This is a genomic window from Streptomyces sp. NPDC006193 (assembly GCF_040613915.1).
GTDB lineage: Bacteria > Actinomycetota > Actinomycetes > Streptomycetales > Streptomycetaceae > Streptomyces.
In genome coordinates this window covers 312,078-323,891 of the sequence record NZ_JBEXTB010000005.1, presented here as the reverse complement: position 1 = coordinate 323,891, position 11,814 = coordinate 312,078, and the positions used below count along the sequence as shown (strand labels likewise).

Here is an 11,814-nt window from a genome sequence, read left to right as displayed (position 1 = left end):
GCCGCCTCGGTCAGACCCACCTCGGCGAAGTTCCGCAGGGTCAGATCCAGGACGGTGACGGCGTCCGGCCCCTCCTCCGGCCCCACAGGCACCAGGGCCTTGGGCAGAGTGTCGGTGTAGGGGCGAAGACGCCGTCCGGCGCCGGCCGCCAGCACGAGGCCTATCATCGCGGTTCTCCTTCGTCTCGCTGTGCAGCGGCGTCGCGGCGGGGGGACCCGGCCACGACGCCGTCCACCGGCCGGGGCACGACGGCCCGGCGGGTGGGAAAAAGGGGTGTGGCCCTGTCTGCGGCGGCGGACAGGACCACACCGGGTACGACGGCAGGTCAGTTGTCGTCTGCGGGGGCCGAGACGGAAGGGGCCGTCTCCTGGGCCGCCGACGTCTTCTTCGCCGTCGACTTCGCGGCGGCCGTCTTGGCGGTCTTCGCCGTCTTCTTGGCCGTCGTCTTCTTGGCGGCCGTCTTCTTGGCCGCGGTCTTCTTGGCGGTGGTCTTCTTCGCCGTGGCCTTCTTGGCCGCCTTGCGGGCGGTCTTCTTGGCCGGCGCGGCCTCCTGCGCGGTCTCCTCGGCCGGAGCCTCGGTCGCCGCTTCGGTCACCGCCCCGGGCGCCTCGGCGTCCGCCGCGGCCGGCTGCTCCGCCGGGGCGTCCGCCGCCGGGTCCTGAGCGGCCGGGGCCGACGGGACGACCACGACGGCCGCCTCCTCGGGCGCGGTCGGCGCGGTGGCCTTGCGGACCGCCCGGCGGCGCGGACGCGCCGGTGCGGCCGTGCTCCCGGCGGCAGCGGGCGCGGGCACCTTCTCGGCCGGCGCTTCCTCCGCCGGCGCCTCGGCAGCCTGCACCTCGGTGGCCTGCGCCTCGGCGGCCTGCGCCTCGGGCGCGGTCTCCGGCACCGTCACCACGGCGGCCTCGGCGCCCGCGGGGGAGCCGGCCGGGGCCGACGCCTTGCGGGTCGCCCGACGGCGCGTACGGCCCTTGGGCGCGGCCTCCTCGGCGGGCTGGGCGTCGGCCTGCGGCGCCGGGACCACCTGGTCCTCGGCGGCCACGGGCTCGGCCAGCGCCTCGGCGGCCGTCTCCGGCTGCACCGGGCGCGCCGCGGTCTCCTCAGCGGTGACGTCCTGCGCGGTCGGCGCCTCGGCCTCCACCGCCTCCACGGGCCCACCGGTCCCGGACTCGCCGGTCGCGGCCTGCCCGGTCCCGGACTCGACGGCGTCGGCCTTCCCGGCCCGCGGAGCCTTCTCCGCCTTCGGCGCGCCCGCCGGAGCGGACGCCCGGCGGCTCGCCCGGCGCCGCGTACGGCCGCGGGTGGCCGCCGCCTCCGCCTCGGCGACGCTGCTGTACAGCTCCTCGTCCGGCGCGAAGTCCGGCGCCGGCAGGGCCACCGGCTCGGCGGCCTCGGCGGCCACCTCCGCGGCGGTCTCCGCCTCGGGCTCGACGGCCTCCGCGGTCTCCACGGCCGCGGCGGCGGTCTCGTGCACGTGCTCCTGCGCCTCGCCGCCCCGGCCGCCGCGCTTCTTGCGCTTGCCGCCGCCGCCGTTCGCGGTCGCCTGGTCGAGGTGGACGATGACACCGCGGCCGTTGCAGTGGACGCAGGTCTCGGAGAAGGACTCCAGCAGGCCCTGGCCGACCCGCTTGCGGGTCATCTGGACCAGGCCCAGCGAGGTCACCTCGGCCACCTGGTGCTTCGTGCGGTCGCGGCCCAGGCACTCCAGCAGGCGGCGCAGCACCAGGTCGCGGTTGGACTCCAGGACCATGTCGATGAAGTCGATCACGATGATGCCGCCGAGGTCGCGCAGCCGCAGCTGGCGCACGATCTCCTCGGCCGCCTCCAGGTTGTTCCTGGTGACCGTCTCCTCCAGGTTGCCGCCCTGGCCGGTGAACTTGCCGGTGTTGACGTCGATGACGACCATCGCCTCGGTCCGGTCGATCACCAGTGAACCGCCGCTGGGCAGCCAGACCTTGCGGTCCAGCGCCTTGGCGAGCTGCTCGTCGATCCGGTAGGTGGCGAAGACGTCGACCTCGGAGGTCCACTTCGACAGCCGGCCGGCCAGGTCGGGGGCGACGTGCGAGACGTACCCGTGGATCGTCTGCCAGGCCTCGTCACCGCTGACGATGACCTTGGAGAAGTCCTCGTTGAAGATGTCGCGGACGACCCGGACGGTCATGTCCGGCTCGCCGTACAGGAGCGTCGGCGCGTTGCCGTTCTTCGCCTTCTTCTGGATCTCCTCCCACTGCGCCTGCAGCCGCTCGACGTCCCGGCGCAGCTCCTCCTCGCTCGCCCCCTCGGCGGCGGTGCGCACGATGACGCCCGCGTCCTCGGGGACGATCTTCTTGAGGATGGTCTTCAGCCGGGCCCGCTCGGTGTCGGGCAGCTTGCGGCTGATGCCGGTCATGGAGCCCTCGGGCACGTACACCAGGTAGCGGCCCGGGAGGGAGACCTGGCTGGTCAGACGCGCGCCCTTGTGACCGATCGGGTCCTTGGTGACCTGCACGAGGACCGGCTGGCCGGACTTCAGGGCGGACTCGATGCGCCGCGGGCCGTTGGCCATGCCCAGCGCCTCGAAGTTGACCTCACCGGCGTAGAGCACGGCGTTGCGGCCCTTGCCGATGTCGATGAACGCGGCCTCCATCGACGGCAGCACGTTCTGGACCTTGCCCAGGTAGACGTTGCCGACGTACGAGACCGCCTGCTCCTTGTTGACGTAGTGCTCGACGAGCACGCCGTCCTCCAGGACGCCGATCTGCGTACGGTCGCCGTGCTGGCGGACGACCATCACGCGCTCGACAGCCTCGCGGCGGGCCAGGAACTCGGCCTCGGTGATGATCGGAACGCGGCGGCGCCCCTGCTCGCGGCCTTCCCGGCGGCGCTGCTTCTTGGCCTCCAGACGCGTCGAGCCCTTGATGGACTGCACCTCGTCGGACGGCTCGGCGACCTTGCGCGGCTCGCGGACCTTGACGACCGTGCGCTCCGGGTCGTCGGAGGACGGCTCGGCCTCGACGGAGGTCTCACCGGCACGGCGGCGGCGACGGCGGCGGCGACGGCTGCTGGCGCTGGAACCGCCGGACTCCTCCGAGCGCGCCTCCTCGGCGTCCTCTTCCTCCTGCTCGGCGGTGTCCTCGGCGTCCTGCGCGGCCTGCTCGGCGGCCGGCTCCTCGCTCTCGCCGTCCGCACCCTCGCCGGACTCGCCGTCGGCCGCGTCACCGCGCCGGCGACGGCGGCCGCCGCGGCGGCGACGGCGGCGCGAACCGGACTCCTCGGAGCCCTCGGCGCCGTCGGTCTCGTCGTCCTCCTCGCCCTCGGCGAGGTCCTCGGCGGACTCCGGGGCCTCCTCGGCCTCGTCCGCTTCCTCGTCCTCGGCGGCGGAACCGGCCGGACGGGTGTCCTCGGCGGCGTTGCCGCGGCGGCGACGGCGGCGGCGCGAACCGGTCTCGGCGCGCTCCTCCGTGTACTCCTCGGTCTCCTCCTCCGCGGCCTCGGCGGCGGCCTCGGCCGCGGCGCGCTCCGGCGTCTGGAACCTGGGCTCCGTGAACACCGGCGGCTGGAAGACGGCGACGGCGGGACGGGCGGGGCGGCGCGGCGCCTCGGCCTCGCCGGCCTCACCGGACTGCGGCGCGGGGGCGGAGAACCCGGACGCGGCGCGGACGACCCGGCGCCGGGCCCGGCGCGGCGCCCCGGTCTCGGCGGGGGCCTGGGCCGCGGCAGCCGGCTCGGTGGTGTGCGTGGTCGCGGGGACCTCCGCGGTGCTGGTGCGCGCGGCGGACTCCGCCGCCTCACCGGCCCTCTCGTCGGCCTCGCCCACAGCGGTCTCCTCCCTCACGACGGCACCGGACTCCGCCTCTGCGGCTTCCCCGGTCGCGGGCGCGGACACCCGGCGGGTGGCACGGCGGCGGGTACGGCGCGGGGCGCCCTCCTCGGCGGCGGGCGCCTCGGGCGCGTCCTGGCCGGCCGGAGCGGCCTGGGCGGCGGACGGCTCGGCGTCCTGGGAGGGTGCGGCGTCGGCGGCGGCGGGCTGCTCCGGCTGGGCGGCCGGCGTCCCGTCGGCGCTGTGCGGGGCGCCGGCGGGCGCGGACGCCCGGCGGGTGGCACGGCGGCGGGTACGGCGCGGGGCGCCCTCCTCGGCGGCGGGCTCCTGCTCCTGCGCCCCACCGGACGCCTCGGGGGTCTCCGCGGCGGTCTCGGCGACCGGAGCCGCGGTCTCGGCGGCCTCTGCGGACGCCGCCGCACGGCGGGTCACGCGGCGCCGCGGACGGGCGGGAGCGGCCTCGGCGGCCGCGTCCGTCGCGGCGGCCTCACCGGCGCCGGATGCGGGCGCGCCGGCCTCGGCGGCGCCGGCATCGGACGCGGGAACGTCGGCTGCGGCCGCGGTGGGCGCCGACACGCTGCGCGTGGCCCGGCGCCGGGTGCGGCGCGGAGCTGCCTCCTCGCCCACGACGACCGCACCGGCCTCGGGGACGGGGGTGCCGGCCGGCTCGGCGGTGGACGGCACGACGGTCTCGGCGGCCTCGGGCGGCGTCGGCGAACCGGCGGGCGCGGACACCCGGCGGGTGGCACGGCGGCGCGGACGCGCGGGAGCGGGCTCCGGCGCGGCGGCGACCGCGGCCTCTTCGGCCCGGGCGGCGCCGTCGGCGTCCGCGGGAAGGCCCTCGGCGGCCACGGCGTCGTCCTCCGCCTCGGCGGCCTGGGCGGCCTCGGTGACCTCGTCGGGCTCCGCGGCCGTCACGGCGGGCACGGTGACCTCGGCGGGCGCCTCCGCGGCCGTGCTGGGCGGACCCGCCGGGCGGGAGGCGGCACGGCGACGCCTGCGCGGCGGCAGGGTGTCGCTCGGAGTGTTGGGTTCGGAGCCCGTGGAGGACTCGGTGGGTTCGGTCGGCTCGAGCATGCGGGCGGTTCTCCCGTCAGGCTCCCGGGCGCCGCGCCTGGTCCGGCGACGGTCTCGAGGGACCGTCCGCCGTTGACGTCCGCGGCCCGCGCGATGCGCGATGGCCGCCGTCCGGGGCGCGGGCGCCGCACGGGAGCTCTCTGTGTCCTGTCTCGCCGGTTCCGTACGCCTTGTCGCTTACGGCCTGGCGAAAGTCTTCTGGTCGGTGCGCTGCCCGACCCAGGTGGCTCCCGAGTACGAGGGCGGCGCTACGACGTCCGTCCCTACGCGGAACCTTCCGGCGTCGGCGCCGTCGCGGCGGCAGCCGGTGCGGCCGTCAGGGCCTCGGCTGCCTCGCGGTCGGGCGCGAGCGGGTCGGTCACCGTGCCGGTCTCTTCATCGAACAGCCCCTGCGCCAGCCTGGTCACCGCTGCGGGGACCGGCGGCGCCAGGTCGGCCACGGCGCGGAGACCGGACAGGACGTCGTCGGGTCGTACGGCAGGCGTCACGTGCCGAACAACCAGCCGCAGTATCGCACAGGGCCGGTCGCTCGGCCTATCAGCCGGCGAACCGTGCGCCTGAAGGCTCACCACGGCCGGGCGGGCGTCGAAGGTGCGGACGCCGTTCTTGGTCATCCGCTGCACCTCGACGGCGCCGGCGCCGTTGAAGGCCGCGACCGCGCGCTCGGCGTCGGCCGGCTCGACGCCGTCCAGCCGCAGCTCCCAGACCGAGGCCGTGAGCCGGTCGGCGAGGCCCGGGGTCCGCGCCTCGACCGCCTCGATGACGTCGAGCCCGGCGGGCAGCGACTCGTCGAGGAGGACGCGCAGGGTCTCCGGGTCGCGCGGCTCGGTGAGCGCGATCTCCAGATACTCCGCCTCACTGCCCGTGCCGGTGGGTGCGGCATTGGCGTACGACACCTTCGGGTGCGGCGTGAACCCGGCCGAGTACGCCATGGGCACCTCGGCACGGCGCAGCGCACGCTCGAAGGCGCGCTGGAAGTCTCGGTGGCTGGTGAACCTCAGGCGGCCGCGCTTGGTGTAGCGCAGTCGGATGCGCTGCACCGCGGGTGCGGGCGGCGGGCCTTCGGGCTGTCGCTTGCCCAGTGTCCTAGTCCTTCGTGAGAGCGGTCGTACTGCTACCAAGAGTACGTGCAGCGGCGCCCGTCGGTTCCCGCCGGTCGGCCGCGACCGGGCGCCGGGGCCCGCCGAACAGCATCCGGCGCACCTCGGCGCGGGTCTGCCGCACCGTGGACCGGGCGGTGGCCAGCGCCTGCCGGGCGGTGCGGCCCACCGCGCGCACGCCTTCGGCGGCGGGCCGCAGGACCGCGTCCCGGACGACGTGCCCGACCGGGGTGAGGACGGTGCGGTACACCCAGCGGACCGGCTCCACGACGATCCACCGGAAGAGGGTCCCGAGGGCCCGCCCGACGACCCGCGAGATCCGACCGGCGACCCGCCAGGCGTGAGTCAGGGCCTGCCCCGTCTCGCGCGCCACGACGGCGAGGAACCGGCCGGCGGGCAGCAGCAGCCGGCGCCACAGCGCGAGCGCGGGCAGCGCGAACAGGACGCGGACGACGTGGTACAGCACCAGTCCCGCGCCCGTGGCCAGCAGTCCCAGCAGCCGGCCGGCCCCCCTGACGCACCGGGCCACGGCCCGGCCCACGGGGGCGAGGACCCAGGTGTACAGCCATCGCGCGGGGACGACGACCAGGTACCGTCCCAGCCGGGCGGCGGCCGTGTACACCCCGGCGCCGGCGGCGCGGAGCACGGCCCCGAAGCCCTTCAGCAGCCAGGCCAGCCCGTGCCCCACGGGCGCGACCACCCGCGCGCACAGCCACGCGAGCCCGGCGCCCGCCCCGCGCGCCAGCCGGGCGACGGCGCGTCCGACGGGGGCCAGGACGTGCCGGTGGACCCACACCGCCGGTACGACGACGAGGACGGCCGCGAGCCGTCCGAGCGCCCGGCCGCCGGGGACGAGGACGTACCGCCACAGGCCCGTGAACGGCCACACGAAGACGGCCCGGCCCAGCCACAGCAGGCCCCGCCCGAGCGGCCGGCACACGGTGTCCCGCAGCAGGCGCCCGGCGGCGGCGAGCGCGTCCCACACCATCCGCACCGGCACCACCAGCACGAGGACGACGATCCGCACCGGGACGCGGACGGCGGTGACCAGGCATCCCTCCGATGACTCGGGCGGAGGCGGGGGCTTGTGCATATCCATACCCGCACAGACGCAGGCGCCGCCCGTCCGGATCCGAGTACGGCGAGGTAGCCGGTGCCGGTCCTGCCGTGACGAGCGGCCGGGCCGCGCCACTGCTCGGGCTTGTCGACGCACCGCTCGACGGTGTTGCGCCGCTTGCGGGCCTCGCGGCCGAAGGCCGGCGGCCGGCCACCTCGGCGGCCGCGCCGCTTGCGGTACAGCAGCCTTGCCTGGCCCGGGACATCGGTACGGACACCACGGTCAGGCGTGACCCCGCCAGGCCGTCACGCGGCGCGGGAGGCGAGCGCTTCCTTCACGGCCGCGAAACCGGCGGCGTGCGGGACGATGGGCCGGTACCCCAGTTCGGTCACGGCTTTGTCGGTGCGCAGCGTGCACGGCTGTCCGACGAACCACCGGGCGGGTACCGGCACCACATGGGCGGCGGTCTCCGCGTCCATGTCGGGGATGGCCGCGTCGACGCCGTACAGCGAGAAAACCGTCTCCAGGAAATCCCGCAGGACGACTGGATGCTGGTCGGTGACGAAGTACGCCTGACCCGGCCGGCCGTGCCGCCAGCCCAGTACCAGGCCCTCGACGGCGTTGTCCACGTACGTCACGTCGGTGGTGTGCCGGCCGCCGTCGATCCAGGCGAACTGCCCGGCCCCGGCCGCGGCGGCCAGGCCTTCGGTCAGGCTGCTGTCAGGGCCCCAGACGAACCGCGGCCGTACGGAGACGGTGGTGAAGCCCGGTGCGTCGGCGTCCAGCACGACCTGCTCGGCGATGGCCTTGGCCGCGCAGTAGGGGGCTTCCGAGTCCGGCCGCAGCGGCGCGGTCTCGTCCACGTCCAGCAGCGGTTCGCCGGCCAGGAGCGCGGCCTCGCTGCCGCAGTGGACGAAGGTGGCGACCCCCGCGGTACGGGCTGCCTCCACAGCCGCTCGGGTGCCGCCGACCGTCACCTGCTCGTGGCGCTCACGGTCTGCGGTGATGTCCGTCTCGGCGGCGAGGTGGAACAGCACGTCGCTGCCTGCCACCGCGTCCTGCCAGCCGGCCGGCTCCGTCAGCTCGCCCCGCACCGGCTGCGCGCCGAGGGCCGCGACCTTGTCGGCCGCCGCTTCGCTGCGGACCAGTGCGCGGACCGTATGGCCTTCCCCGACGAGCCGGCGGATCAGGGCCCGTCCGATGAAACCCGAGCCGCCCGTGATGAATGCCTGTGACATGGAAGCCTTCTCTCTCGTGCAAGACGCTTCCCGCTCGCTGCGGGCGGGAGGCCATGTAGTGTCCAGCGATCAGGGGCTGCCCGCTGTTCCCTCGAATCCATTCATGAGTCGACGGGTTTCCCACCATTTCCTGGATCCCTCGACCTCGTCTCCTGCCCCCATGGCGCCCTGGTCGTCTTCTTCGCGGTCCTGCACGAGGCGAACTCGGTGGTCACTCCCCCGCGGCCACGACGCCTTCGTCGAGCTGCGTCTGTACGCTGCGGGGGACCCGCACTCCGTGACGGCGCAGCCCCGCGATGAACCGCGCGACGAGCGGATCGGTGTCTGCGGAGGTCACCGCCGTCAATCGTCTGGTCCACCGCGGTGAGAACGGCCGGACCACGCCCGGAAAGCCCGCACTGACCGCACTCACCGGACAGACCGCGACGCCCAGTCCGGCGGCGGCGAGCTGGGGTGCCGTAGCAGTGACGGACGTCCGCATCACCACCTCCGGGTGGACCCCGGCCCGGGCGAAGGACTGGTCGAGCCATGCGCCGAGGCGGTTGTGCGCCGTGTAGTGCACGAGCGGCACGCCATCGAGGTCCTGCATCCTCACCGAGGCCCGCTGGGCCAGTGGATGGCCGGTGGGCGCAGCCAGCACGATCTCTTCCTCGGCGACGGCACTGACCTGGAAACGGTCGGACGGGGGGTCCGGCACCACCACGACGTCAGCCTCGCCGGACTCGACCAGCCTCAGTGCCTCGTCCATGACGGTGAGCTCATGCAGAGTGATGGCCACCTCGGGGTGACGCCGGCGCCAGTGGCGGAGCACCGGCGCGAGCAAGGGGACGGTGAGGCTTTGCGCGCAGCCGATCCGCAGCGACCCGCCCCCGGCTTCTCCCACCGCCCGAGCCGACCGGACAGCGGCCGTAGCCGCCTCGACCGCCCGCCGGGCGTCAGCGACCGCGACCCGCCCGGCGGCGGTGAGTTTGACCCCCCGTGCCTCGCGACGCAGCAGGGCCGTGCGGGCCTCGCGCTCCAATGAGGCGATCTGGTGGGACACGGCCGGTTGCGAGGAGTGCAGCAGCACTGCGGCCTGAGTGATCGATCCGGTGTCCGCGACGGCGATGAGGCATTCCAGGGCGCGAAGCGAAGGCATCCAGCGATGCTATGGCACCTGCTTGAGGCATCGATATGCCGACGGAAACGAGAGGGACGCGCGATGTGCCTGGCATCCGTCCCAGAACTTCGGCACCTCAGGGTGCGGGTGCGGGGGCGCCGGAGGCATGCCGGGTCGGGGCCGCCGCTCGCCCTGGTGGGCATCACGTTGCCGAAGCGACCGGTACGGATCGTCCGGGCGGGTCAGCGCGCACCCGTTCCGCACGACGCTCACCCCACCGAGTGAACGGCCGAGGCCCCTGCCCGGCCGGGAGAGGCGGACAGGGGCAGCGCCGCCGCACCGGCGGCTGCCGACGGCCGAAGCCCCGACAGCCGCCAACGCGGCCACCCGCCCCCGCAGGAGCGTCCCTCACCCGACCGAGTAAGCCACTCACCTCAGTGGGTGTGACCGCTCGAGGCCGGTGTCGGGCCTGCGTTCTTGACCGTCAGCGGGAGCAGCTTCTTGCCGGTCGGGCCGATCTGGATGTGGGTGTCCATCTGCGGGCACACGCCGCAGTCGAAGCACGGGGTCCAGCGGCAGTCCTCGACCTCGGTCTCGTCGAGGGCGTCCTGCCAGTCCTCCCAGAGCCAGTCCTTGTCCAGGCCGGAGTCCAGGTGGTCCCAGGGCAGGACCTCCTCGTAGGTGCGCTCGCGGGTGGTGTACCAGTCGACGTCCACGCCGAAGGGGGCGAGGGCCTTCTCGGCGCACTGCATCCAGCGGTCGTAGGAGAAGTGCTCGCGCCAGCCGTCGAAGCGGCCGCCGTCGTCGTACACGGCGCGGATGACCGCGCCCACGCGGCGGTCGCCGCGGGAGAGCAGGCCCTCGACGATGCCGGGCTTGCCGTCGTGGTAGCGGAAGCCGATCGAGCGGCCGTACCTCTTGTCGCCGCGGATCTTGTCGCGCAGCTTGGCGAGGCGGGCGTCGGTCTCCTCCGCGGAGAGCTGCGGGGCCCACTGGAAGGGGGTGTGGGGCTTCGGCACGAAGCCGCCGATCGACACGGTGCAGCGGATGTCGTTGGAGCCGGAGACCTCGCGGCCCTTCTGGATCACGCGCGTCGCCATGTCGGCGATCTGCAGCACGTCCTCGTCCGTCTCGGTCGGCAGGCCGCACATGAAGTACAGCTTCACCTGGCGCCAGCCGTTGCCGTAGGCAGTGGCGACGGTCCGGATCAGGTCCTCCTCCGAGACCATCTTGTTGATGACCTTGCGGATGCGCTCGGAGCCGCCCTCGGGCGCGAAGGTGAGACCGGAGCGGCGGCCGTTGCGGGTCAGCTCGTTCGCCAGGTCGATGTTGAAGGCGTCGACGCGGGTGGACGGCAGCGACAGGCCGATCTTGTCGTCCTCGTAGCGGTCGGCCAGGCCCTGGGCGATGTCGCCGATCTCGGAGTGGTCCGCCGACGACAGCGACAGCAGGCCCACCTCCTCGAAGCCGGTGGCCTTCAGGCCCTTGTCGACCATCTCGCCGATGCCGGTGATCGAACGCTCGCGCACCGGGCGCGTGATCATGCCGGCCTGGCAGAAGCGGCAGCCGCGCGTGCAGCCGCGGAAGATCTCCACCGACATCCGCTCGTGGACCGTCTCGGCCAGCGGGACCAGCGGCTGCTTCGGGTACGGCCACTCGTCCAGGTCCATGACGGTGTGCTTGGACACGCGCCAGGGGACGCCCGACCTGTTGGGGACGACGCGGGCGATGCGGCCGTCGGGCAGGTACTCGACGTCGTAGAACGCCGGGACGTACACCCCGCCCGTCCTCGCCAGCCGGAACAGGACCTCCTCGCGGCCGCCGGGGCAGCCCTCGGCCTTCCACTCGCGGATGATCCGGGTCATGTCGAGCACGGCCTGCTCGCCGTCGCCGATGACGGCCGCGTCGATGAAGTCGGCGATCGGCTCGGGGTTGAAGGCCGCGTGGCCGCCGGCGAGGACGATCGGGTCGTCGGCCGTGCGGTCCCGGGACTCGAGCGGGATCCCGGCGAGGTCCAGCGCGGTGAGCATGTTGGTGTAGCCCAGCTCGGTGGAGAAGCTGATGCCGAGCACGTCGAAGGCCTTGACCGGGCGGTGGCTGTCCACCGTGAACTGCGGGACGCCGTGCTCGCGCATCAGCGCCTCCAGGTCGGGCCACACGCTGTAGGTGCGCTCGGCGAGGACGCCCTCCTGCTCGTTGAGGACCTCGTAGAGGATCATGACGCCCTGGTTGGGCAGACCGACCTCGTACGCGTCCGGGTACATGAGCGCCCAGCGGACATCGCACTCGTCCCACGGCTTGACCGTGGAGTTGAGCTCGCCGCCGACGTACTGGATCGGCTTCTGCACGTGCGGGAGCAGAGCTTCGAGCTGCGGGAAAACCGACTCGACAGGCATCTCGCGAACCTTCATGGGCTGACTGGGGGTACCCCCGGCCGGAGGCTG

Annotated in this window: 7 protein-coding genes; all 7 read right to left on the bottom strand. The window is 74.5% G+C overall.

The window, feature by feature from the left end; all coding sequences use genetic code 11:
• Positions 1 to 167, bottom strand: a 167-nt coding sequence (locus tag ABZ261_RS08560) for a sugar phosphate nucleotidyltransferase (protein ID WP_356856708.1), incomplete at its 3' end; no start/stop codon positions are given.
• Between the two features lie 158 nt (positions 168 to 325).
• A complete protein-coding gene (locus ABZ261_RS08555; RefSeq protein WP_356856679.1) occupies positions 326 to 4,876 on the bottom strand; it encodes an Rne/Rng family ribonuclease in 4,551 nt (1,516 codons plus the stop codon).
• Between the two features lie 263 nt (positions 4,877 to 5,139).
• Positions 5,140 to 5,916 carry a TIGR03936 family radical SAM-associated protein gene (locus ABZ261_RS08550; RefSeq protein ID WP_356856677.1) on the bottom strand — a complete coding sequence of 259 codons (777 nt, stop codon included), beginning with the start codon at positions 5,914 to 5,916 and terminating at the stop codon, positions 5,140 to 5,142.
• A gap of 46 nt (positions 5,917 to 5,962) precedes the next feature.
• On the bottom strand, positions 5,963 to 7,075 hold the full coding sequence (locus tag ABZ261_RS08545) for a hypothetical protein (RefSeq protein ID WP_356856675.1): 1,113 nt from the start codon (positions 7,073 to 7,075) through the stop codon (positions 5,963 to 5,965).
• Between the two features lie 263 nt (positions 7,076 to 7,338).
• Positions 7,339 to 8,271, bottom strand: a complete 933-nt coding sequence (locus ABZ261_RS08540) for an NAD-dependent epimerase/dehydratase family protein (RefSeq protein ID WP_356856673.1) — start codon at positions 8,269 to 8,271, stop codon at positions 7,339 to 7,341.
• Between the two features lie 211 nt (positions 8,272 to 8,482).
• Positions 8,483 to 9,409, bottom strand: a complete 927-nt coding sequence (locus tag ABZ261_RS08535; RefSeq protein ID WP_356856671.1) for a LysR family transcriptional regulator — start codon at positions 9,407 to 9,409, stop codon at positions 8,483 to 8,485.
• Positions 9,410 to 9,804: 395 nt separating this feature from the next.
• Positions 9,805 to 11,766, bottom strand: coding sequence for a TIGR03960 family B12-binding radical SAM protein (locus ABZ261_RS08530; RefSeq protein ID WP_356856669.1), 1,962 nt, complete (start codon positions 11,764 to 11,766; stop codon positions 9,805 to 9,807).
• Positions 11,767 to 11,814: the final 48 nt, after the last annotated feature.